This is a genomic window from Pseudomonas botevensis, assembly GCF_019145475.1.
GTDB lineage: Bacteria > Pseudomonadota > Gammaproteobacteria > Pseudomonadales > Pseudomonadaceae > Aquipseudomonas > Aquipseudomonas botevensis.
In genome coordinates, this window is the sequence record NZ_JAHTKI010000014.1 from 15,275 (window position 1) to 38,776 (window position 23,502).

A 23,502-nucleotide genomic window follows, 5' to 3' on the forward strand; every position below is an offset into this window, starting at 1 on the left:
CGCGGTCACTGAAGGAACACCTTCGGAGCGCAAACGGCCGGCATGGGCACATCTACCGACTTCGCCAGACTCTGGTTCAGCGCCCGCGACTGGAAGCCGTTCGTCTTCCAGAAACACGTGTGGGCAGCGGTCAAACGCGGCGAGTCGGGGCTGCTCCACGCCAGCACCGGCGCCGGCAAAACCTATGCGGTGTGGTTCGGCGCGCTCAATCGCTTCGCCTACCCCTCGCCTCCCGTTGAATCCACACGCAAGCGCAAGACCCCGGCCGAACCGCTGACCGTGCTGTGGATCACTCCGATGCGAGCCTTGGCCGCCGATACCGCCCGCGCCCTGCAAGCGCCGCTGGACGACCTGCACATCCCCTGGAGCGTCGGCCTGCGCACCGGTGACACCGGCAGCAGCGAGCGCGCCCGGCAGAACCGACGCCTGCCTACCACGCTGATCACCACTCCGGAAAGCCTGACCCTGATGCTCGCCCGCGCCGACGCTCACTCCGCGTTATCGACCTTGCGCATGGTGGTGGTCGATGAATGGCACGAATTGCTCGGCAACAAGCGCGGCGTGCAACTGCAACTGGCCCTCGCCCGCCTGCGTCGCTGGCATCCGCAGTTGATCGTCTGGGGAGTGTCCGCAACCCTCGGCAATCAATCTCACGCCGAACAGGTGCTGATCCCACAGGGCGGTGGCGTAAGTATTCAGGGCCAGAACGAAAAATCGCTGAAGGTCGACACCCTGCTCCCACCGGCCATCGAGCGTTTTCCCTGGGCGGGGCACATCGGTCTGAAGATGTTGCCGCAGGTGGTCGCCGAGCTGGACGCCTGCGCCAGCAGCCTGGTGTTCACCAACACCCGGGCGCAGTCGGAAATCTGGTATCAGGCGTTGCTGGAGGCGCGACCGGACTGGGCCGGGTTGATCGCTCTGCATCACAGTTCACTGTCCCGCGAAACCCGCGACTGGGTCGAGCAGGCGTTGAAGAACGGACAGCTCAAGGCCGTCGTCTGCACCTCAAGCCTGGACCTGGGCGTGGACTTCCTGCCGGTGGAGCGAGTGCTGCAAATCGGTTCGGCCAAAGGCGTCGCCCGGTTGATGCAACGCGCCGGGCGCTCCGGCCATGCCCCGGGCCGCACCTCGCGGGTGACTCTGGTGCCGACTCACAGCCTGGAGCTGATCGAAGCGGCGGCGGCCCGGGATGCCGTGGCACAGCGGCGGATCGAACCACGCCTGTCACCGCACAAACCACTGGATGTGCTGGTGCAACATTTGGTGAGCATGGCGCTGGGTGGTGGATTTTTACCCGATGAGCTGTACGAAGAAGTCCGTGGCGCTTGGGCGTATCGTGATCTGACTCCAGCGGACTGGGCCTGGGCGCTGGCTTTCGTACGTCATGGCGGGATGTCGCTGACAGCGTATCCGGATTATCGCCGGGTCGAACCGGACGAGCACGGTGTCTGGCGCGTGCCCGACGCGCGATTGGCACGCCGACACCGGATGAGCATCGGCACCATCGTCAGCGACGCCAGCATTCATCTGAAGTTCTGGAGCAAGGGTGGCGGCGGCAAGCAATTGGGCAGCGTCGAGGAAGGTTTTATCGCCCGCCTCAAACCCGGTGACGGCTTCCTGTTCGCCGGACGCCTGCTGGAACTGGTGCGGGTGGAAAACATGACCGCCTACGTCAGGCGCAGCACCGCGAAGAAAGCCGCGGTGCCGCGCTGGAACGGCGGACGCATGCCGCTTTCCAACGAACTGGCCGAAGCGGTGGTCAGACGTTTCAGCGCGGCGGCCCAGGGTGAGTTCGCCGGCCCGGAAATGCACGCCCTGCGCCCATTGCTGGAAACCCAGGCGCGCTGGTCCGGCCTGCCCGGCGCCGACAGCCTGCTGGTGGAGGTGTTGAAGTCCCGCGAAGGCTGGCACCTGTTTCTCTACCCGTTTGCCGGGCGCCAGGTGCATCTGGGGCTGGCGAGCCTGCTGGCCTGGCGGATCAGCCAGCGCCAGCCACTGACCTTCTCGATTGCGGTCAACGACTACGGCCTTGAGCTGCTCAGTGCCACGCCGATCGATTGGTCGCAGCAACTCGATGCCGCGCTGCTCAGCCCCGAGCGACTATTAATGGACGTGCTCGCCAGCCTCAACGCCGGAGAACTGGCCTTGCGGCGCTTTCGTGAAATCGCGCGGATCGCCGGCCTGGTGTTCAGCGGCTACCCCGGCGCGCCGAAAAGCACCCGCCAGGTCCAGGCCTCCAGCGGTCTGTTCTTCGAAGTGTTCAAGCAATATGACGCCGACAACCTGTTGCTGGCCCAGGCCGGGGAAGAAGTCCTGCGGGACGAGCTGGATATCCGTCGACTGGAACAGACGCTGGAGCGGATCAACCGGATGAAACTGGACATGCATCTGATTAAACGTCCCACACCACTGGGGTTTCCGCTGCTGGTGGAACGCATGCGCGAAAGCATGAGTTCGGAAAAACTCGCCGACCGTATCAGGCGCATGGTCGGTGACCTGGAGAAAAGCGCCGACGCGGGTAAATCCTGATGAGCGCGCCCTACCCCGTGCGCCTGGCCGGCGAAGAACTCTGGTTGCTGCCGGAGAAAGCCCTGTACTGGCCTGCGCAACAGGCCTTGTTGATCGCCGACGTGCATTTCGGCAAAGCGGCCGCCTATCGCCGCCTCGGCCAGCCGGTGCCGCAGGGCACCACGGCGAGCAATATGGCGCGGCTCGACGGTTTGCTGGAGACGCTGGCGTGCCGGCAACTGATCTTCCTCGGCGACTTCCTGCATGGCCCCGGCTCCCACAACCCCGGCACTCTGGACGCTCTGGAGCAATGGCGGGCGCGACATGTCGATCTGCCGATGACCCTGATTCGCGGCAACCACGACAAGCGCGCGGGCGATCCACCCGCAACCTTGAATATCCGCGTGGTGCCGGAGCCGCTGCTGCTCGGGCCATTCGCCCTGCAACACGAACCGGATCCCCATCCGGAGCGGCATGTGCTGGCCGGCCACGTGCATCCGGTCTATCGCCTGAACGGCAAGGGTCGGCAGAGCCTGCGCCTGGCCTGTTTCCGCCTCGGCGAGGACATCAGCCTGCTCCCGGCGTTCGGGGCGTTTACCGGGGGCTATCAGGTGGACAGGGACGACAGTTGCAGGATTTTTGTCATCGGCGATAACGAAATATGGCCAGTCAGTTGAAGTCCTTTTCGGGCTTCAACCGACTGGCCATACGTTCGACAGCCGATCAGGCGACGGGCGCGGGTGGCGGCTCGTCCGGCAGGGTTGGCTCGCCAGGTTCGGTCGGCTGCTCGTTGGGGCTATCGGGATCGGGCTGACCGGGAATCCCGCCGGCCGTACTGACCGGTGGGTGTGCCAACAGGGACCAGGCCAATACGCCAACCTGATTGGGCTCAAGCCGTGCCAGTTCGGCAGTGATTTGCGGATCGATCTTCATGGGGCACTCCTTCGGCGAAGGCCCGCCCCGCTGTTCGCGGAACGGGCAGTACACTCCATAGAGTGTCTACCCGCTGAAGAATTCCCGGTAATTGCCGGATGGACGGATCAGGTGCGCGGCAGGGTCACGCCACGCTGGCCCTGGTACTTGCCGGCACGGTCCTTGTAGGACACTTCACATTCCTCGTCGGATTCGAGGAAGAGCATCTGTGCCACGCCTTCGTTGGCATAGATCTTCGCCGGCAGGTTGGTGGTGTTGGAGAATTCCAGGGTCACCTGGCCTTCCCACTCAGGCTCGAGCGGGGTGACGTTGACGATGATGCCGCAACGCGCATAGGTGCTCTTGCCCAGGCAGATGGTCAGGACATTGCGCGGAATACGGAAGTATTCGACGGTCGTGGCCAGGGCGAAGGAGTTCGGCGGGATGATGCACACATCGCTGTGGACATCGACAAAGCTGCCGGCGTCGAAGTTTTTCGGGTCGACGATGGCCGAATTGATGTTGGTGAAGACCTTGAAATGATTGGTGCAACGCACATCGTAGCCGTAGCTCGACACACCGTAGGAGATCACACGGCTGTCGTCGCTGCCGCGTACCTGACGCTCGACGAACGGCTCGATCATGCCGTGTTCCTGCGCCATGCGGCGAATCCACTTGTCCGATTTGATGCTCATGGCGGGTGTCCTGAATAGCGAGGTGGAAAAATCTGTCCGGCATCTTACCGGGCGCGCCGCCGGGTTCAAAGTCCGGGCTGTAAATCTCGCCGATCATGCAGGAACTACGGGGCTTGGCGACGAACCGTCACACCGCCGATCCTTAAAACGGAGAAACCTTGAGCAGAAGCATTGGCACGTTCCGGAAAAACAGTTAAGGTGGCGCCACTGTGCTGCTTGTGTCACTGAGAATCTCTACACGATATGTTGAATTTCGATCCAACCGTCTACAAGAATTTTTCCTGCTCTTTGCACTCAGTCTCGGCCAGGGTTCTTCCTGAGTCGCAGTTATCTTTGTTCAAGGAGTTACACCATGTCTAATCGCCAAACCGGTACCGTTAAGTGGTTCAACGATGAAAAAGGCTTCGGCTTCATCACCCCACAATCCGGTGACGACCTGTTCGTTCACTTCAAAGCTATCCAGTCCGACGGCTTCAAAAGCCTGAAAGAAGGCCAACAGGTTTCTTTCATCGCTACTCGCGGTCAGAAAGGCATGCAAGCTGAAGAAGTACAAGTTATCTAACTTGTAGCTTCCCAGCTAAAAAGCCCCGCCCTTAAAAGCGGGGCTTTTTTGTGGGCGAGTGTTTTGTGCAGGCAAAAAAAATCGCAGCCTCACCTCGCCCGAGCGAAGAGTGGCTGCGATTGTCTGGCTTTGTTACCAGGCCACGCCGAAACCGGCGGTGTAGCGGGTCTTGTTCAGATCCGCATCATTGGTGCCGCTGATGATGTCGCGCTCGGCCTTGAGGTTGAGCGATGCCCAGTCGGTCACCTTGTAGCGCAGGCCCAACTCGGCATCCAGCGCGTAATCAGCGACGCCGGACAGCGGTTTGCCGAGTTCACCATTAGTGAAGAACTCGACCTTCTTGCCGATCAGGTAGCGGTTGTAGTCCCACTTCATGGCGACGGAATAGAAGTTGTCCTTGCCGCCATCACTGTATTCGTAGTCGGTGCGGTTAAGCAGTGAACCCAGCGAGAACGCCCCCAGTTCGTCATCCCAGAACTGATAACCCGGACCCGTACCCACCACGCGCTGACGAGACAATTCCTCGACATAATCGCGCTTGTAGTTCAAACGCCCCTGCCAGAACCATTTGTCCGTCAGAAAGCGGTCGAGCGCGTATTCGGCACGCCAGTTATTGGTGGTCACCGCGTCATCCTGAACCTCGCGGTTGTACTCGCCCTCGGCGGTGTGGCGCCAGCGGCCATGGCGCGCGGATGTCTTGAAGCCGATGTCGTAATCGTCGGTGTCTTTCTCGGCGCGCTGATAATCCAGCGCCAGGTCAACATTGCCCTTCCATACCAGATCCTCGACCACCGGCTTGGGCTTGAGAATCTGCTGAATGCTCGCCAGCTCCACGGTTTTCGGCGCGTCACCGTTGGCCAGGGTGACCTTGCCGTCCTCGGCCGCTGTCAGCGACTTGGACACCTCACCCGTGTAGGCATCCTGCTTGACCAGCAAGTGCTGATCACTGTCCAGCGTCTTGACCTCTTTCCAGTCAATCGTGACCGCACCGGCGTACTTGGTCTGAATCAACAGCTTGCCGCCATCGAACACGGTGATAGTGCCGCTCAGCTTGTCACCGTTCTTCAACCAGACGGTATCGGCAAGCAGGGGCGTGGACGCACTGAAAACAGCAAGGCACAGCAAGGTTCTGGACAACATAAGCGAATCGAGAGCTCAAGTTTGCGAAAAAAAGTCGGCATTATCCGTAGGAATAAGACCCTGACAAGGACTGACCCGACTATTTCTATTGAGTTCATTTCTCATCTGCCCGAGCAAGGATTACGCTTGAAGGCATCCATGGGACTTTCCCGAGAACCGTTCAGGAACCGCGTACGTGACAGAACCGATCCCTGCCTGCGAAGACGATGCGCAAATCCGACGCACGGCACTCTACTCGACCCTCGCGCAGGTGCCGGAAGGCAAGGTCGTCAGCTATGGTCAGTTGGCCGAACTCGCCGGGTTGGGGCGCGCCGCCCGCTGGGTCGGCCGTACCTTGAGCCAATTGCCCGGCGACACCCGACTGCCATGGCATCGGGTGCTGGGTGCCGGCGGGCGGATCAGCCTGCCGGTGGGCAGTCCCTCGGGGGATGAACAGCGGGCACGTTTGCGTATGGAGGGCATCACCATCCTGAACAATCGTGTGGATATTCGGCGCCATGGCTGGCGTCCGGTAGAGCACAGCGGTTAGAGTGCGCGCTTTGTTTTCGCAATCTTGAGGCAGACTTCAGCCCATGCCCCGTAAAACCTGGCGCGCCGCGCTCGCCGCCTATGCCAGTCCTTCGACGCTCGTGCTGTTGTTGCTGGGTTTCGCCGCCGGCCTGCCGTACATGCTGGTGTTTTCAACGCTTTCGGTCTGGCTGCGTGAAGCCGGTGTGGCCCGCGAGACGATCGGCTATGCCAGCCTGATCGGTCTGGCCTATGCCTTCAAATGGGTCTGGTCGCCGCTGCTCGACCAATGGCGCCTGCCGCTGCTGGGCAAGCTCGGTCGACGTCGCTCGTGGCTGGTACTGGCGCAGACGCTGGTGATCCTCGGCCTGATCGGCATGGGCTTTTGCGACCCGCAGAAGCACCTGTCCTGGTTGATCGCCATCGCCGTGGTCGTGGCCTTCGCCTCCGCCACTCAGGACATCGCCGTCGACGCCTATCGCCTGGAAATCGCCGACGACAGTCGCCAGGCCGCCCTCGCCGCCAGCTACATGTCCGGCTATCGCGTGGCCGCCCTGCTGGCGACGGCCGGTGCGCTGTTCTTCGCCGAAGGCTTCGGTTCGACCGGTTTCAACTATCAGCATTCCGCATGGACCGGCACCTACGTGCTGTTCGGCGTGCTGATGGTGCCCGCCCTGCTCACCACCCTGCTGATGCGCGAACCGCCCGTGCCGCTGCGCACGCAGTTGCAGGCCGGCCGCTACACTTTCATGCATCAACTGATGTCGGTATTCGTGCTGATTATCCTGCTGGTGTCCGTGCCGGCGATGTTCACCCAGCTGTACAACACCGACTTCGCCAGCGTGCTGTTCGGCAGCATGAGCCCTCTCGACCTGCTGCTGGAAGACCGCGCGTTCCTGCGCGCCATTCTCTACACCCTGCTGACTTTCCTGTGTCTGTCGGGCATGGGCCGTCGAGGCCTGGCGCCGGTGCTGACCCCGGTCAACGACTTTATCCTGCGCTACCGCTGGCAGGCGCTGCTGCTACTCGGGCTGATCGCCACCTATCGGATGTCGGATACGGTGATGGGCGTGATGGCCAACGTGTTCTATATCGACCAGGGCTTCACCAAGGACCAAATCGCCGGAGTCAGCAAGATTTTCGGCCTGATCATGACCCTCGTCGGTGCCGGCATGGGTGGCCTGTTGATCGTGCGTTTCGGGATCCTGCCGATCCTGTTCATCGGTGGCGCGGCCTCGGCCGGCACCAACCTGCTGTTCCTGATGCTCGCCGACATGGGGCCGAACCTGCAGATGCTGATCGTGACCATCTCCCTGGACAACTTCAGCTCCGGCATGGCGACGTCGGCATTCGTGGCTTACCTCTCGAGCCTGACCAACCTGAAGTTCTCCGCCACCCAATACGCCTTGCTCAGCTCGATCATGCTCCTGCTGCCGCGCCTGATCGGCGGTTACTCCGGGGTGATGGTGGAAAAATTCGGCTATCACAATTTCTTCCTGATCACTGCGCTGCTCGGCGTGCCGACCCTGGTGCTGATCGCCCTGCACTGGTTCCAGGAAAGCCGCCGCGAAGGCCCGACACCGACGCCCGAGCCGGTGCCGACCTCGGTCGCGGAAGAGTCGTAAGACATTTCGCAGATGGCGGGAGGAATCCCGCCGTACTGCCCAACCGCCGGCCGCCCTTCTGTACGTCAGCGGATCTCGCCGGTACACTGCTCCGTCATTTCCAGTCTCAGCAACCGACAACGGCCAACCATGCGCACCAGTCAATTTTTGCTCGCCACACAGAAAGAAACGCCTTCCGACGCGGTCGTGATCAGCCATCAGCTGATGCTGCGCGCCGGCATGATCCGCAAACTCGCTTCGGGCCTGTACACCTGGCTGCCGATGGGCTTGCGGGTAATGCGCAAGGTGGAAGCCATCGTTCGCGAAGAAATGAACGCCGCCGGCTCTCTGGAAGTGTTGATGCCGAGCACCCAACCGGCCGAGTTGTGGCAGGAATCGGGACGCTGGGAAGAATACGGCCCTGAGCTGCTGCGCATCAAAGACCGTCACGGTCGCGACTTCTGCGCAGGCCCGACCCACGAAGAAGTGATCACCGATCTGATGCGCAACGAGTTGAGCAGCTACAAGCAGCTGCCGATCAACCTGTACCAGATCCAGACCAAATTCCGTGACGAAATCCGTCCACGCTTCGGTTTGATGCGCGGCCGCGAATTCATCATGAAGGACGCCTACTCGTTCCACGCCGATCAGGCGTCGCTGCAGGTCACCTACGACCGCATGCACGAAGCGTACTGCAACGTGTTCACCCGTCTGGGCCTGAAATTCCGTCCGGTTGAAGCCGACAACGGCTCGATCGGCGGCGCTGGCTCCCACGAGTTCCACGTACTGGCCGAGTCCGGCGAAGACGACATCGTCTTCAGCAACGGCTCCGACTACGCGGCGAACATCGAGAAGGCCGAAGCCGTGCCGCGCGAAACGTCGCGTGCCGCACCCGCCGAAGAGCTGCGCCTGGTCGATACGCCAGATACCAAGACCATCGCGGCCCTGGTGGAAAAATTCAATCTGCCGATTGAAAAGACCATCAAGACCCTGATCGTCCACGCCGAAGAGAAAGGCAAGCTGATTGCCCTGATCATCCGTGGCGACCACGAACTCAACGAAATCAAGGCCGCCAACCAGCCTGGCGTCGCCAGCCCGCTGGTCATGGCCAGCGATGCCGAACTGCGTGACGCCATCGGCGCCGGCGCCGGTTCCCTCGGCCCGCTGAACCTGCCACTGCCGATCATCATCGACCGTTCGGTCGAGCTGATGAGCGACTTCGGCATCGGTGCGAACATCGACGACAAGCACTACTTCGGCGTGAACTGGGAGCGCGACCTGCCGGTTCCGACCGTGGCCGACCTGCGTAACGTCGTGGCCGGCGACCCGAGCCCGGACGGCAAGGGCACCCTGGAAATCAAGCGCGGCATCGAAGTCGGGCACATCTTCCAGCTGGGCAACAAGTACAGCAAGGCGATGAAGTGCGAAGTGCTGGGCGAAAACGGCAAGCCTGTGACCCTGGAAATGGGCTGCTACGGCATTGGCGTGTCCCGCGTGGTTGCGGCGGCCATCGAGCAGAACAACGACGAAAAAGGCATCATCTGGAGCGACACCCTGGCGCCGTTCCAGATTGCTCTGGTGCCGCTGCGTTATGAAACCGATCTGGTACGCGAAGCCACCGACAAGCTGTACGCGGAACTGACCGCCGCCGGCTTCGAAGTGCTGCTGGACGATCGCGACAAGAAAACCAGCCCGGGCATCAAGTTCGCGGACATGGAACTGATCGGCATTCCACACCGGATCGTGGTCAGCGACCGTGGCCTCGCCGAAGGCAACCTGGAATACAAGAGCCGCTCCGAGGCCGAGGCGCAAGCGCTGCCGGTCGCTGACGTGCTGTCCTTCCTTCAGGCCCGTATCCGCCGCTGAAACCAGATAGAGACGTCATGTTCAAGCGAAACACCATAGGCCTCGGTGGTGCCGCCCTGTGCGGCACTCTGCTGGTCAGCGGCTGTGCCAATCACATGTCACAACGCAGCGAGCACGAGGAACGGGTCGAGCGCAAACTGCTCGACCACAGCCTGCAGATCGATGTCGGCGAGCCCAAGGTGCTGGAACTGCCGCAACGGCGGGTGAAGATCCACGAGCAGAAGACTTTTGAAGTCACCGAGTTCGAGGTCACCCGGCGTTACGACCGCTACACGCCCTACCAACCCTGGCGGGAGATCTATGAGATTCCGCTCGGCGCAGTGGCCGTGGTGGGTGGCATTGGCGCCAACGTGGTCAACGTGTTCGCACTCGGCAATCTGCCGGACAGCATGACCAGGGACTGGTTCAGCTACGGTTTCGCCGGGCTCAACCCGTTCATGAACGTGCAGTCCAACGGTCGCGCGCAACAGAACCTGGCCGGTATCGACGAAGTCCAGCGTGACAAGCGCACGGAATACTCGAGCCTGCCGTGGAGCGAGCGCCCGGTGCAGGTCAAGGCCGGCAAGCAGACCTTCGACATGACCACCGACCGTAACGGTGTGCTGCGCCTGAACCTGCTGGACAGCCCGTTCGCCGAACATGACCTCAATCATCTGGGCAAATTGCAGATCAGCGTCGAGGACGCCAAGGACGACGTACACAGCGACTCGTCCCTGGCGATCAGCAACCACTTGCGCGGCAAGCTGCTGGAAGCCCACGGCCTGATCTACGACGATCTGGAAGACGACGAAGTGAGCCAGTGGGTGCACCGGGTCAAGCGTCTGTCAGAGCTGGGTCTGGAAGAAGAAGCCAGCGAGCTGGAACAAAGCCTGATCGAACTGACCCGCAACGATCCTGAGTTGCAGGCCGAGTTTCTCAAGTCGCTGACCAAGGATGCCGGCCGTCTGGTTGCCGATCCGGGGCCAAACTAAAAGCCGGAAAGCTTCGCGAGCAAGCCCGCTCCCACGTCGACCGAGTTCCAGCAGATGGAATGCGGTCAACCGTGGGAGCGGGCTTGCTCGCAAAAGCGCTCTTGGTTTCAAAGCTGATTTCAGCCAATACCACTACCGCTCAAACAACTCCATCTGCTCGAACCCGCCCCGCAAGTCCTCCAGCCGCACCCCCACCCCAAGCAACCGCACCGGTTTACCCCCGCGATTGAACGCCTGCGTCAGCATCAACTGATAACTGCCCAGGTCACGCCCTGCCCCGGCCTGCTCCAGAGTGGTCTGGGTAAAGTCATGGAACTTCACTTTGACGAACGGTTTGCCCGGCCGGTAGCTGCTGTCGATCCGCTCCATGCGGGTCTTCAGGGTTTCCAGCAGCTCCGGGAGCTTGTCCAGGCAACTGCGCAGATCCGGCAGATCGACGTCGTAGGTGTTTTCGACACTGATTGACTGACGGCGGCTGTCGTTATGCACCAACCGCTCGTCGATCCCACGGGCCAGACTCCACAATCGCTCGCCGAAACTGCCGAATTCCCGCACCAGCGCCAACTTGTCCCACTCGCGCAATTGCAGGCAGTCGCTGATGCCGAGCTTGCCGAGTTTGTCGGCGGTGACCTTACCGACTCCGTGCAACTTGCTCACCGGCAAGCCGCTGACGAAATCCTCCACCTGATCCGGGGTGATCACGAACAGGCCGTTGGGTTTGCGCCAGTCGCTGGCGATTTTTGCCAGGAACTTGTTCGGCGCCACCCCGGCAGACACGGTGATGTGCAACTGATTGGACACCCGCCGGCGGATGTCCTGAGCGATCCGTGTGGCGCTCCCGCCGAAATGCGCGCTGTCGGAAACGTCGAGGTAGGCTTCATCCAGCGACAACGGCTCGATCAGGTCGGTGTAGTCGCTGAAGATCGTGTGAATCTCCTTCGACGCCGCCCGATAGGCGTCCATTCTCGGCTTGACGATGGTCAGGTCCGGGCACAGCTTCAGTGCATGCCCCGATGACATCGCCGAGCGCACGCCATAAGCCCGGGCTTCGTAGTTGCAGGTCGCGATCACCCCACGCCGGTCTGCCGATCCGCCCACCGCCAGCGGCTTGCCGGCCAGGCTCGGGTTGTCCCGCATCTCGATGGCGGCGTAGAAACAGTCACAGTCGACGTGGATGATTTTTCGCTGGGTCATGGCAGAAAAGGAAACGTGGCAAGCCGGATCGGCAGTATCTCACTGACACCTGTATATAGCACCAGTAGTCTGAATGTTCTTTTCAGAGCGTAGGAAAAGGCGATTGAATTTATTTTCTCAATCGAAATTTGCTAACCGATAGACCTGAAACCCTTGTCCTACCTGCCCTGCGGCCTTCCCCGCCCGTATCCAAAACCGCTAACCAATTGAGCCAGAACATATTTTTTCCAAATTCAAGGTTGACACCCCGCGGATCCTCTGTAGAATGCCGCCACATCAGACGCGGGATGGAGCAGCCTGGTAGCTCGTCGGGCTCATAACCCGAAGGTCGTCGGTTCAAATCCGGCTCCCGCAACCAAACATCAGAAAAGGCCAATCGAAAGATTGGCCTTTTTTGTGCGCGTCTGTTTTTCAGGACGAAAACGCAAAGCGTCGAGCCAAACGGGAATTCGTTTCAATTCCGAAACTTAAGGTGTTCGCTGCGACCGTTTGCCGCGATTGCACACTTATTTGACCCTTATCGGGATTATCGGTTGACACCCCGCCGTTCGCCTGTAGAATGCCGCCTCACAGACGCGGGATGGAGCAGCCTGGTAGCTCGTCGGGCTCATAACCCGAAGGTCGTCGGTTCAAATCCGGCTCCCGCAACCAAACATCACAAAAGGCTACTCGAAAGAGTGGCCTTTTTTGTGTCCGTGGGAAAAGTCCTTTCGCAACAATGATCTGTCACGCTGCAGCCAATCGTTCAGAAACTTCAGACCTGCCGGGTTGCGACTATGCTTGAGTCGCAGGCAAGAGGTCTGCAAGTCAGGAACTGCCCTCGCCGATGCCGGTTGAGAGGCGTAGTATTTTGTGATTATTTTTTCCTACAGGGATTGGTAACTTGGCTCGATACCTCCATCCTGTCGCGCACGATCCAAGAGGTGATTGATGCGCGCCAACTCGTCTGATCCACAAGACACCCTCACAGCGAACCCACCGATCAAAACCGAGCGTTTGCGCTTGCTGGATCGACTCAGCAAATACCGGCAACCGATCGGGCTGGCCGTCACGTTGCTGCTGTTCGCCATCGCGTTGATTGCCTGTCGCCACCTGCTCAGTGAACTCGATCTCGATGCGCTGCACGACTCGATCCTCGATGTGCCGAAAGCATCGCTGCTCGGCGCTTTTGCCGCGACCGCCGTCGGCTTCATTATTCTGCTGGGCTACGAATGGTCCGCCAGTCGCTATGCCGGCGTGACACTGGCGCCACGCACCCTCGCCCTCGGCGGCTTCACGGCATTCGCCATCGGCAACGCCATTGGCCTGTCGCTGCTGTCCGGCGGCTCGGTGCGCTACCGTTTATATGCACGATATGGTCTGGGGGCGTCGGAAGTCGCGCACATGACCCTGTTCGCCAGCCTGTCGCTGGGCTGCGCCCTGCCACCGCTGGCGGCCCTCGCGACGCTTAGCGACCTGCCCTCCGCCTCCCAGGCCCTCGGTCTGTCCGAGACGCTGCTTGGCAGCATTGCCGGCGTGGTGCTGCTGCTCGGCGCAGTGCTGGCCATCGGCATCTATCGCCGGCGTCTGCCGGAACAGCCTTACCGCGACAACCTGCTGGTCCGTGTCGGCCGTCGTACATTGCGCCTGCCGGGTCGACGCCTGACCTTCCTGCAACTGGTCATCACCGCCCTCGACGTGGCTGCGGCCGCTACCGTGCTGTATCTGCTGCTGCCGGAGGCGCCGCCGTTTGGCGCGTTCCTGCTGGTGTACCTGCTGGCCCTCGCCGCTGGCGTGCTCAGCCACGTGCCGGGTGGCGTCGGGGTGTTCGAAGCGATTCTGCTGGCCGCGTTCGCCGACAAACTCGGCGCCGCGCCACTGGCTGCCGCCCTGTTGCTGTATCGGCTGATCTACGTGGTGCTGCCGATGCTGGTGGCCTGCGTGCTGCTGCTGATCAATGAAGGCCAGCGCCTGTTTCAATCGCAGACGATGCGCGCGGCCTCCGGTCTGGCGGCGCCGATCCTTGCGGTCCTGGTGTTCCTATCCGGCGTGGTGCTGCTGTTTTCCGGGGCGACGCCAGAAATCGACACCCGTCTGGAACACATCGGTTTCCTCATTCCCCATCGTCTGGTCGATGCCTCGCACTTTGGCGCCAGCCTGATCGGCGTGCTGTGCCTGATGCTTGCCCAGGGCCTGCGTCGCCGGTTGTCGGCGGCCTGGATGCTGACCACCATTCTGCTGCTGGTGGGCGCCCTGCTCTCGCTGCTCAAGGGTTTCGACTGGGAAGAAGCCACCCTGATGACCCTCACCGCCGCGCTGTTAGGGGTGTTCCGTCGCTCGTTCTATCGCCCGAGCCGCCTGACCGAGCTGCCGTTCTCGCCGCTGTATCTGGTCGCCAGCCTCTGCGTGCTCGGCGCATCGACCTGGCTGCTGCTGTTCGCCTATCAGGACGTCCCTTACAGCCATCAACTGTGGTGGCAGTTCACCCTCGATGCGGATGCCCCGCGTGGCCTGCGCTCATTGCTTGGCGCTGCCGTCCTGTTGCTGGTGATCGCCCTGACCTGGCTGCTGCGCACCGCACGCCCGGTGATTCATCTGCCGACCCCGGATGAGCTGGAGCGCGCCTCGAAGATTCTGATGGCGTCCTCGCAACCGGACGGTGGGCTGTCCCTGACCGGTGACAAAGCCCTGCTGTTTCATCCCAATGACGAAGCCTTCCTGATGTACGCCCGCCGCGGCCGCAGCCTGGTAGCGCTGTACGACCCGATCGGCCCCGGCCAGCAACGCGCGGAAATGATCTGGCAGTTCCGCGACCTGTGCGACGTTCATCACACCCGCCCCGTGTTCTACCAAGTGCGCGCCGAGAACCTGCCGTACTACATGGACATCGGCCTGACCGCGATCAAGCTCGGCGAAGAAGCCCGGGTCGATCTGCAGCGCTTCGACCTGGAAGCCAAGGGCAAGGAGATGAAGGATCTGCGCTACACCTGGAACCGTGGCACCCGCGACGGCCTGTCGCTGGAAATCCATGAGCCGGGTCAGGCGCCGATGGATGAACTCAAGGTGATTTCCGATCTGTGGCTGACCGGCAAGAACGTGCGCGAGAAAGGTTTCTCCCTCGGTCGTTTCAGCGACGATTACCTGAAGCATTTCCGCATCGCGGTGATTCGCTTCGAAGGCCGCCCGGTGGCGTTCGCCAACCTGCTCGAGACCTACAGCCATGACCTGGCCAGCCTCGACCTGATGCGCTCGCACCCGGACGCCCCCAAGCTGACCATGGAATTCCTGATGGTCGGCCTGATTCAACACTATAAGAGTCACGGATACGCGCGCTTCAGCCTGGGCATGGTGCCGTTGTCGGGGTTGCAACCTCGGCGCGGAGCACCGCTGACCCAGCGTCTGGGCTCGATGGTTTTCCGCCGTGGTGAGCAGCTGTACAACTTCCAAGGCTTGCGCCGCTTCAAAGACAAGTTCCAGCCTGACTGGGAACCCCGTTATATGGCCGTCCCCGCCGGACTCGATCCGCTGGTGGCGCTGGCCGACACTGCTGCCCTGATCGCGGGCGGCTTGACTGGATTGGTGAAACGCTGATGATTCAACGCTCCCTGAAGTACATCCTGGCCGCACTGATCGTGCTGGCCGCGATTGCCGGCGGCGGTTTCTGGTATCTCAAACGCCCGGCACCGGAACCGACCCTCGAACAACTGACCCCGACCGATGGCCCGGCCATGACCCGGGTCATCCCCGGCACCAAGCCCAAGGCCCAGGTGCTGGTAGCGGTCAATGACGACCAGAAACTCAGCGACAAGCAACTGAGCACCCTTAGCCGCAGCGCCTCGGCGCAGATCGTCCAGGTGATTCTGCCCAAGGACTGCCTGCTGCAAAGCCGCGCCCTGCAAACCGGCCTGCGCGAACTGAACGGCCCGGCCACCCTGGTCAGCGGCATCGGCCCTGGCGCCGTGCTGGCCTGGCGCTGGTTGTCGGAGCAGAAGGACGACAAGGCTCAGGCCGTCTCTGTGGACCTGGCGCTGGAAAAGGCTGGCTGCACTCACCTGCTGCCCAAATCCGCCGCCCATGGCCACTGGCTGGTGGCGTGGAACGACAACCCGGACGACACCAGCGCCGGTTTCGTGCGCGACCAACCGAACGCCGAAACCAGCATCAGCGACTACGACATCAATCTGCCGCAAGTGCTGAACAACGAACTGCGCAAGATCCTCGTCGGCGGCGACAAGGCCAACGGCGGTCTGCAAATCCCGGTGGTGGAAGTCCCGGCCGGCCAGGCCAAGGATACCGTGACCCTGTTCCTCTCCGGTGACGGCGGCTGGCGCGACCTCGACCGCGACGTGGCCGGCGAAATGGCCAAGATCGGCTACCCGGTGGTCGGCATCGACACCCTGCGCTACTACTGGCAGCACAAGAGCCCGGAACAGAGCGCGCTGGACCTGACCGAACTGATGCAGCACTACCGGCAGAAATGGGGCACCAAGCGCTTCATCCTCACCGGTTACTCGTTCGGCGCGGATGTCCTGCCGGCGATCTACAACCGTCTGCCAGACACCGAGCAGCAGCGCGTCGACGCAATCATCCTGCTGGCCTTCGCCCGCACCGGCAGCTTCGAAATCGAAGTCGAAGGCTGGCTCGGCAACGCCGGCAAAGAAGCCGCCACCGGCCCGGAAATGGCCAAACTGCCGCCCGCCAAAGTGGTGTGCATCTACGGTGAAGAAGAAACCGACGAAAGCGGCTGCACCGACAAAACGGCGGTGGGCGAAGCGGTGAAACTGCCCGGCGGACACCACTTCGACGAGAACTACCCGGCGCTGGCCAAGCGCTTGGTGGACTTGATCGAGAAGCGTCAGAACACGGCGCAGGTGGCGGAAGAGTGATCTGAAGCGTAGTACCCAAAAGCCCCCGCAACTTCGCAGTTGCGGGGGCTTTTTACATTTTTCAAGAACTGTACCAATCCCTGTGGGAGCGAGCTTGCTCGCGAAAGCAGCGGGTCAATTGACGGATTCATCGACTGACACTACGCCTTCGCGAGCAAACTCGCTCCCACAGGGGATTCGCGGTGGTTTTGAGGTTTATGCACAGCCAGAAAAAAGCCCCCGCCAGCCACAAGGCTGACGGAGGCTTTTTCAATTGAGGCGGGGCTTACATCTCCACCTGCGTCCCCAACTCGATCACCCGGTTCAGCGGCAGATTGAAGAACCGAAGATTACCGTTGGCATTCTTCAACATGAACGCAAACAACGCTTCGCGCCAACGCGCCATGCCTTCGAGTTTCGAGGCGATGACCGTTTCGCGGCTGAGGAAGTAGGTGGTGCGCATCGGGCTGAAGTCCAGGTCGTCCAGGTGGCACAGCTTCAGCGCCTGCGGCACGTCCGGCTCGTCAGTGAAACCGAAGTGCAGGATCACCCGGAAGAAGCCTTCACCGTGAGCCTCGACTTCGAAACGGCGCGATGGCGGCACACGCGGGATGTCTTCGTAGACCACGGTCAGCAACACCACTTGCTCATGCAAGACCTGGTTGTGCAGCAGGTTGTGCAACAGCGCGTGGGGCACGGCGTCTGAGCGCGCGGTGAGGAACACGGCGGTGCCCTGCACTCGATGCGGCGGCTGCACACGGATGCTGCTGATGAAGATCGGCAGCGGCAAGGCGCCCTCCGCCAGACGCTCGACCAGCAGTTGCTTGCCGCGTTTCCAGGTGGTCATCAGCACGAACAGTGCAATACCGGCGATCACCGGGAACGCACCGCCCTGCACGATCTTCGGCACGTTGGCGGCGAAGTAGAGACCGTCCACCAGCAGGAAACCGAGCAGCACCGGCACGGCCAGGATTGGCGGCCATTTCCACAGCAGCAGCATCACCGCCGACACCAGAATGGTGGTCATCAGCATGGTGCCGGTCACCGCCACGCCGTAGGCCGAGGCCAGGGCGCCGGAGGACTCGAAACCGAGCACCAGCAACACCACGCCGACCATCAGCGACCAGTTCACGGCGCCGATGTAGATCTGGCCCTGCTCATCGCTGGAGGTGTGCTGGATGTACATGCGCGGAATGTAGCCGAGCTGGATCGCCTGACGGGTCAGGGAGAACGCACCGGAAATCACCGCTTGCGAGGCAATCACCGTCGCCAGGGTCGACAGGGCCACCAGCGGGATCAGCGCCCAGCTTGGCGCCAGCAGGTAGAACGGGTTGCGCGCGGCATCCGGGTTCTCCAGCAGCAGCGCGCCTTGACCGAAGTAGTTCAGCACCAGCGCCGGCAACACCAGGATGAACCACGCGCGGGCAATGGGTTTGCGGCCGAAGTGGCCCATGTCGGCGTACAGCGCTTCGGCACCGGTCAGGGCCAGCACCACGGCGCCGAGGATTGCCACGCCCATGCCGGCATGCACCATGAAGAAGCGCACCGCCCACATCGGGTTCAGCGCATGCAGCACTTCCGGGTAATGGCTGATGCCATACGCCCCGAGGGCACCGAGCACCAGGAACCAGGTGACCATGATCGGGCCGAACAGAATGCCGATCCGCGCCGTGCCGTGCTTCTGGATCAGGAACAGCGCCACCAGCACCACCAGCGACAGCGGCACCACCCAATGGTCGATGCCGTCGAATGCCAGGCCCAAGCCTTCAATCGCCGAGAGCACGGAAATCGCCGGGGTAATCATGCTGTCGCCGTAGAACAGCGCCGCACCAATCAGTCCGCAGACCACCAGCAGCGTGCGTAATTTCGCCCGTCCACCGGCCGCGCGCCGCGCCAGCGCGGTGAGCGCCATGATCCCGCCCTCGCCCTGGTTGTCGGCGCGCAGGACGAACATCATGTACTTGATCGATACGACCCAGATCAGCGACCAGAAAATCAGAGACAGAATGCCCAGCACTCCGTCGTGATTGACGGGCACGCCATAAGCGCCGGAAAACACTTCTTTGAGGGTGTACAACGGGCTTGTGCCGATGTCGCCGTAAACTACCCCGACCGCCGCGACCAGCATGCTCAGCGGCCTGCTGGCCGAACCCTCGGCGCCTGCCGCGTGACTACTTGCCTGACCCATCCAACACTCCTGATTCTCGAACCGGCTTCTTTGAATGAAGCACTATGCTTTGTGGTGCAGCATGCGCTGTTTTACCTGCTGTTACAGTCGATTTGTTGACTGTAAAAAAAAGGTAAAGCGTAACGGCGCGAAGCATAGCGCAGCACTCGTCGCATTTCCCTCCATAAAGCTGGTCAAGTGCGCTGCTCATCGCTAGAATTGCGCACTTTTTGACCAGAGGCGCAGTTCAAGCGCCCGTCCGTCGGCTTCCGAACCAGGCAAGCGACGTCACAAAACACCGAGGTTAGACATGTCCACCACTCCTGCGCCGGCCAATCCCAAGGTTGGCTTCGTATCCCTGGGTTGCCCGAAAGCACTGGTCGACTCCGAGCGCATCCTGACCCAGCTGCGCATGGAAGGCTATGACGTGGTGTCCACCTATCAGGACGCCGATGTCGTGGTGGTCAACACCTGCGGTTTCATCGACTCGGCCAAGGCCGAATCGCTGGAAGTGATCGGCGAAGCGATCAAGGAAAACGGCAAGGTCATCGTCACCGGCTGCATGGGCGTGGAAGAAGGCAACATCCGCGACGTGCATCCGAGCGTGCTGGCCGTTACCGGTCCGCAGCAGTACGAGCAAGTGGTCAGCGCGGTTCACGAAGTCGTGCCGCCGAAGCAGGATCACAACCCGCTGATCGATCTGGTGCCACCACAAGGCATCAAGCTGACTCCGCGCCACTACGCCTACCTGAAGATTTCCGAAGGCTGCAACCATAGCTGCAGCTTCTGCATCATCCCGTCGATGCGCGGCAAACTGGTCAGCCGTCCGGTCGGCGACGTCCTCGACGAAGCCCAGCGTCTGGTCAAATCCGGCGTCAAGGAGCTGCTGGTAATCTCCCAGGACACCAGCGCCTACGGCGTCGACGTGAAATACCGCACCGGTTTCTGGAACGGCGCGCCGGTGAAAACCCGCATGACCGAACTCTGCGAAGCCCTGAGCACTCTGGGCGTGTGGGTCCGTCTGCACTACGTCTACCCGTACCCGCATGTCGACGAGCTGATCCCGCTGATGGCCGCCGGCAAGATCCTGCCGTACTTGGACATCCCGTTCCAGCACGCCAGCCCGAAGGTCCTCAAGTCGATGAAACGCCCGGCGTTCGAAGACAAGACCCTGGCGCGGATCAAGAACTGGCGCGAAATCTGCCCGGACCTGATCATCCGTTCGACCTTTATCGTCGGCTTCCCCGGCGAAACCGAAGAAGACTTCCAGTACCTGCTGGACTGGCTGACCGAAGCCCAGCTCGACCGCGTCGGCTGCTTCCAGTACTCGCCGGTCGAAGGTGCACCGGCCAATGATCTGGATCTGGAGATCGTGCCGGACGACGTCAAGCAGGATCGCTGGGAGCGCTTCATGGCGCACCAGCAGGCAATCAGCTCGGCACGCCTGCAAATGCGCATCGGCCGTGAAATCGAAGTGCTGGTGGACGAAGTCGACGAACAAGGCGCGGTCGGACGCTGCTTCTTCGACGCTCCGGAAATCGACGGCAACGTGTTCATCGACAACGGCAGCAACCTCAAGCCGGGCGACAAGGTCTGGTGCAAGGTGACTGACGCCGACGAATACGACCTGTGGGCCGAGCAGATCTGAAAGCAGATCAAAAGCCCCTCTCCCGGTGGGAGAGGGGACTGAATCCCCCGCCGGTCACCGCAACAAACCCGAAAGCCCCGCTCTCTCGACAAGATGCGGGGCTTTTTTAGGTCTATCGTTTGTTGATTCATTGATGAGGAGGCAAACGGAGATGCGTCACCATTCGGTCATCCACACACCGAAACTGAGCGACTATCAGGAACTGACCCGGGTCTGGGAGGCCTCGGTTCGCGCCACCCATGACTTTCTGCCAGACGCCTATATCGAGTTGCTGAAAAACCTGGTGCTGACCCGCTACCTCGATGCGGTCATGCTCATCTGCACCCGGGACAGGCGCCAGCGCATCACCGGGTTCGCCGGGGTGGCGGCGGGCAAGATCGAAATGCTGTTCATCGATCCGGAACATCGCGGCCAGGGCCTGGGCAAACAATTGTTGCGCTACGCCATGGAACACCTGAACGCCGATGAACTGGACGTCAACGAACAGAACCCGCAGGCCCTGGGCTTCTACTTCAAACAAGGCTTCGAAGTGATCGGCCGTTCGGACGTCGACGGCATGGGCCAGCCGTATCCGCTGCTGCACATGCGCCTGCGGCAAAACCAGCCATTGGCACGCAACGCCTGATCCGATCCAGAGCGCCCGGTCCGACAAATCCAAATCGGACCGGGCTTAACCGGCCCCAGGCAGGTACAATGCCCACCCCTTTTTTGTTACGGCCCTGTCATGACTGACCCGATTCGCCTCTCCAAACGCCTCATCGAACTGGTGGGCTGCTCCCGCCGCGAGGCCGAGCTGTTCATCGAGGGCGGCTGGGTCACCGTGGACGGTGAAGTCATCGACGAGCCGCAGTTCAAGGTCGCCGACCAGAAAGTCGAGCTCGACAAAGACGCCAAGGCTACCGCGCCAGAGCCGGTAACGCTGCTGCTCAACGTCCCGGCCGGCCTCGACGCCGACAGCGCCATGCAGTCGCTCGGTGCCGACAGTCTCAGCGAAGAACACCGCTTCGGCAAACGCCCGTTGCGCGGCCACTTCCTGCGCCTGACCGCCAGCGCCGACCTGCAGCCCGGCGCCAGCGGCCTGTTGGTGTTCACCCAGGACTGGAAGGTGTTGCGCAAACTCACCGCCGACGCCGCAAAAATCGAACAGGAATACGTCGTCGAAGTCACAGGCGAAATCATCGACCACGGCCTCAACCGCCTGCAACACGGCCTCAGCTACAAGGGCAAGGAGCTGCCGCCGGTCAAGGCCAGCTGGCAGAACGAAAACCGCCTGCGCTTCGCCCTGAAAAACCCGCCGCCAGGCGTAATCGCCCAGTTCTGCGAGGCGGTCGGCCTGAAGGTTATCGGCATCCGCCGTATCCGCATCGGCGGCGTGTCGATCGGCAAGGTGCCGGTGGGCCAGTGGCGCTATCTGTCCGGCAAAGAGAAGTTCTGAGGCCGCCCCCACATTCCGGCATCGCCCGTGCGGTGCCCACAGCGAAACGATCAGGATTGCACACATGGTTCACAACGACGTACTGCGCAGCGTGCGCTACATGCTCGACATCAGCGACAAGAAAGTCGTCGAGATCATCAAGCTCGGCGGCATGGACGTGACCCTCGCTGACGTAATCGCCTGGCTCGACAAGAAAGAACAGGACGACGAAGGTTTCGTGCGCTGCCCGGACGAGGTCCTGGCGCATTTCCTCGACGGCCTGGTGATCTTCAAGCGCGGCAAGGACGAAAGCCGTCCGCCGCTGCCGATCGAAGTGCCGGTGACCAACAACATCATCATGAAAAAACTGCGGGTCGCCTTCGAACTGAAGGAAGACGACCTGCACGCAATCCTCAAGGCCGCCGACTTCCCGGTGTCCAAGCCCGAGCTGAGCGCGCTGTTCCGCAAGGTCGGCCACAACAACTACCGCGAATGCGGCGACCAGCTGCTGCGCAATTTCCTCAAGGGGCTGACCCTGCGCGTTCGCGGCTGATCCCGGTCAGCGGCGGTGACTCATTCGCCGCCGCTGCGCATGACCGTCCATTCCTTTCGAAAATAGTGGCTCCGCTTTTCGCGGCTGACGACTAGGGTGTACTGAACCCTCATCTTCAGGATTCGCCATGCACCCGTACTTTTCCCTGCAAGGCCGCACCGCCCTGGTGACCGGCGGCACCCGTGGCATTGGCAAGATGATCGCCAAGGCCTTTGTCGAGGCCGGTGCGAAGGTCTATGTCTGCTCTCGCGACGCCGAAGCCTGTCACCAGACCGCCGAAGAACTCGGGGCCGTGGGTATCTGCCACGGGGTCGCGGCCAACCTCGCCACTGAGGAAGGCGTGCAGCAACTGGCCACACGGCTTGGCGAGCAGATCAGCCATCTGGACATTCTGGTCAACAACGCCGGCACCACCTGGGGCGCACCGCTGGAAAGCTACCCGGTCAAGGGCTGGGAGAAAGTCATGCAGCTCAACGTGACCTCGGTGTTCAGTTGCATCCAGCAACTCCTGCCACTGCTGCGCAAGTCCGGTTCAGCGACCAACCCGGCGCGGATCATCAACATCGGCTCGGTGGCCGGGATTTCGTCTTTTGGCGAACAGGCTTACGCCTACGGGCCGAGCAAAGCGGCGCTGCATCAACTGTCGCGGATTCTCGCCCGGGAACTGGTGAGCCAGCACATCAACGTCAACGTGATCGCGCCGGGACGGTTTCCGAGCAAGATGACCCAGCACATCGGCAACGACCAGCTGGCACTGGCCGAAGACACCGCGCTGATCCCGATGAAGCGCTGGGGACGCGAAGAAGAGATGGCGGCGCTGGCCATCAGCCTGGCGAGCACGGCGGGCGCATACATGACCGGCAACATCATTCCGCTGGATGGCGGGTTCAGTCTGTAGACTGGCGGCGCGGCCTTCG

At 61.7% G+C, this 23,502-nt stretch carries 19 protein-coding genes and 2 tRNA genes; 16 read left to right on the forward strand and 5 right to left on the reverse strand.

The window, feature by feature from the left end; all coding sequences use genetic code 11:
* Positions 1 to 42: 42 nt before the first annotated feature.
* Together KVQ74_RS18120 and pdeM are read left to right on the forward strand one after the other, a co-directional pair.
* On the forward strand, positions 43 to 2,529 hold the full coding sequence (locus KVQ74_RS18120) for a ligase-associated DNA damage response DEXH box helicase (RefSeq protein ID WP_217832551.1): 2,487 nt from the start codon (positions 43 to 45) through the stop codon (positions 2,527 to 2,529).
* Entirely contained in the window at positions 2,529 to 3,185 is a 657-nt protein-coding gene (gene pdeM / locus KVQ74_RS18125) for a ligase-associated DNA damage response endonuclease PdeM (RefSeq protein ID WP_217832552.1), read from the forward strand. Before KVQ74_RS18120 ends, pdeM begins: the two co-directional genes overlap by 1 nt.
* Before the next feature lie 46 nt (positions 3,186 to 3,231).
* Here pdeM and KVQ74_RS18130 read toward each other — a convergent pair whose 3' ends face one another.
* Both KVQ74_RS18130 and dcd read right to left on the reverse strand, forming a co-directional pair.
* Positions 3,232 to 3,441, reverse strand: coding sequence for a hypothetical protein (locus tag KVQ74_RS18130; RefSeq protein ID WP_217832553.1), 210 nt, complete (start codon positions 3,439 to 3,441; stop codon positions 3,232 to 3,234).
* Between the two features lie 107 nt (positions 3,442 to 3,548).
* On the reverse strand, positions 3,549 to 4,115 hold the full coding sequence (dcd, locus tag KVQ74_RS18135; protein ID WP_007954988.1) for a dCTP deaminase: 567 nt from the start codon (positions 4,113 to 4,115) through the stop codon (positions 3,549 to 3,551).
* A gap of 352 nt (positions 4,116 to 4,467) precedes the next feature.
* Between dcd and KVQ74_RS18140 the strand changes: the two genes are divergently transcribed.
* Positions 4,468 to 4,677: a cold-shock protein gene (locus KVQ74_RS18140; protein WP_002554837.1), complete on the forward strand. Its 210-nt coding sequence runs from the start codon at positions 4,468 to 4,470 to the stop codon at positions 4,675 to 4,677.
* A gap of 132 nt (positions 4,678 to 4,809) precedes the next feature.
* Here the strand turns inward: KVQ74_RS18140 and KVQ74_RS18145 are convergent, their stop codons facing one another.
* The gene (locus KVQ74_RS18145; protein ID WP_217832554.1) at positions 4,810 to 5,817 is read right to left on the reverse strand and encodes a DUF481 domain-containing protein; all 1,008 of its coding nucleotides are present in this window, start codon (positions 5,815 to 5,817) and stop codon (positions 4,810 to 4,812) included.
* Between the two features lie 175 nt (positions 5,818 to 5,992).
* Here KVQ74_RS18145 and KVQ74_RS18150 point away from each other — a divergent pair, with 175 nt between their 5' ends.
* The 4 genes from KVQ74_RS18150 (at position 5,993) to KVQ74_RS18165 (ending at position 10,765) form a co-directional block, all read left to right on the forward strand.
* Positions 5,993 to 6,346: an MGMT family protein gene (locus KVQ74_RS18150; protein ID WP_217832555.1), complete on the forward strand. Its 354-nt coding sequence runs from the start codon at positions 5,993 to 5,995 to the stop codon at positions 6,344 to 6,346.
* Positions 6,347 to 6,389: 43 nt separating this feature from the next.
* Positions 6,390 to 7,949, forward strand: a complete 1,560-nt coding sequence (locus tag KVQ74_RS18155; protein ID WP_217832556.1) for an AmpG family muropeptide MFS transporter — start codon at positions 6,390 to 6,392, stop codon at positions 7,947 to 7,949.
* A gap of 129 nt (positions 7,950 to 8,078) precedes the next feature.
* Positions 8,079 to 9,794 (forward strand): proline--tRNA ligase, encoded by a 1,716-nt coding sequence (locus KVQ74_RS18160; protein WP_217832557.1) that lies wholly within the window; start codon positions 8,079 to 8,081, stop codon positions 9,792 to 9,794.
* Between the two features lie 17 nt (positions 9,795 to 9,811).
* Positions 9,812 to 10,765, forward strand: a complete 954-nt coding sequence (locus KVQ74_RS18165) for a hypothetical protein (protein WP_217832558.1) — start codon at positions 9,812 to 9,814, stop codon at positions 10,763 to 10,765.
* 132 nt (positions 10,766 to 10,897) lie between these two features.
* On the opposite strand, the gene dinB is transcribed toward KVQ74_RS18165, so the two are convergent.
* Positions 10,898 to 11,959: a DNA polymerase IV gene (dinB, locus tag KVQ74_RS18170; RefSeq protein ID WP_217832559.1), complete on the reverse strand. Its 1,062-nt coding sequence runs from the start codon at positions 11,957 to 11,959 to the stop codon at positions 10,898 to 10,900.
* Positions 11,960 to 12,240: 281 nt separating this feature from the next.
* On the opposite strand from dinB, the gene KVQ74_RS18175 reads away from it, so the two are divergent.
* From KVQ74_RS18175 to KVQ74_RS18190, 4 genes are all read left to right on the forward strand, one after another.
* A tRNA-Met gene (locus KVQ74_RS18175) sits at positions 12,241 to 12,317 on the forward strand.
* A 216-nt stretch (positions 12,318 to 12,533) separates the two neighbouring features.
* Positions 12,534 to 12,610: transfer RNA gene (locus KVQ74_RS18180), tRNA-Met, on the forward strand.
* Positions 12,611 to 12,889: 279 nt separating this feature from the next.
* Positions 12,890 to 15,529, forward strand: coding sequence for a bifunctional lysylphosphatidylglycerol flippase/synthetase MprF (gene mprF, locus KVQ74_RS18185; RefSeq protein ID WP_217832560.1), 2,640 nt, complete (start codon positions 12,890 to 12,892; stop codon positions 15,527 to 15,529).
* Positions 15,529 to 16,824 carry a virulence factor family protein gene (locus tag KVQ74_RS18190; RefSeq protein WP_217832561.1) on the forward strand — a complete coding sequence of 432 codons (1,296 nt, stop codon included), beginning with the start codon at positions 15,529 to 15,531 and terminating at the stop codon, positions 16,822 to 16,824. The genes mprF and KVQ74_RS18190 overlap by 1 nt, the downstream gene beginning before the upstream one ends.
* Before the next feature lie 265 nt (positions 16,825 to 17,089).
* Here KVQ74_RS18190 and KVQ74_RS18195 read toward each other — a convergent pair whose 3' ends face one another.
* On the reverse strand, positions 17,090 to 18,931 hold the full coding sequence (locus KVQ74_RS18195) for a potassium transporter Kup (protein ID WP_404822702.1): 1,842 nt from the start codon (positions 18,929 to 18,931) through the stop codon (positions 17,090 to 17,092).
* 349 nt (positions 18,932 to 19,280) lie between these two features.
* On the opposite strand from KVQ74_RS18195, the gene rimO reads away from it, so the two are divergent.
* From rimO to KVQ74_RS18220, 5 genes are all read left to right on the forward strand, one after another.
* Positions 19,281 to 20,618: a 30S ribosomal protein S12 methylthiotransferase RimO gene (gene rimO, locus KVQ74_RS18200; RefSeq protein ID WP_217832563.1), complete on the forward strand. Its 1,338-nt coding sequence runs from the start codon at positions 19,281 to 19,283 to the stop codon at positions 20,616 to 20,618.
* Between the two features lie 151 nt (positions 20,619 to 20,769).
* Entirely contained in the window at positions 20,770 to 21,243 is a 474-nt protein-coding gene (locus KVQ74_RS18205; RefSeq protein WP_217832564.1) for a GNAT family N-acetyltransferase, read from the forward strand.
* Between the two features lie 99 nt (positions 21,244 to 21,342).
* A complete protein-coding gene (locus KVQ74_RS18210) occupies positions 21,343 to 22,053 on the forward strand; it encodes an rRNA pseudouridine synthase (RefSeq protein ID WP_217832565.1) in 711 nt (236 codons plus the stop codon).
* A gap of 64 nt (positions 22,054 to 22,117) precedes the next feature.
* Positions 22,118 to 22,585, forward strand: a complete 468-nt coding sequence (locus KVQ74_RS18215; RefSeq protein WP_217832566.1) for a YehS family protein — start codon at positions 22,118 to 22,120, stop codon at positions 22,583 to 22,585.
* Positions 22,586 to 22,712: 127 nt separating this feature from the next.
* Positions 22,713 to 23,483: an SDR family oxidoreductase gene (locus tag KVQ74_RS18220; RefSeq protein ID WP_217832567.1), complete on the forward strand. Its 771-nt coding sequence runs from the start codon at positions 22,713 to 22,715 to the stop codon at positions 23,481 to 23,483.
* Positions 23,484 to 23,502: the final 19 nt, after the last annotated feature.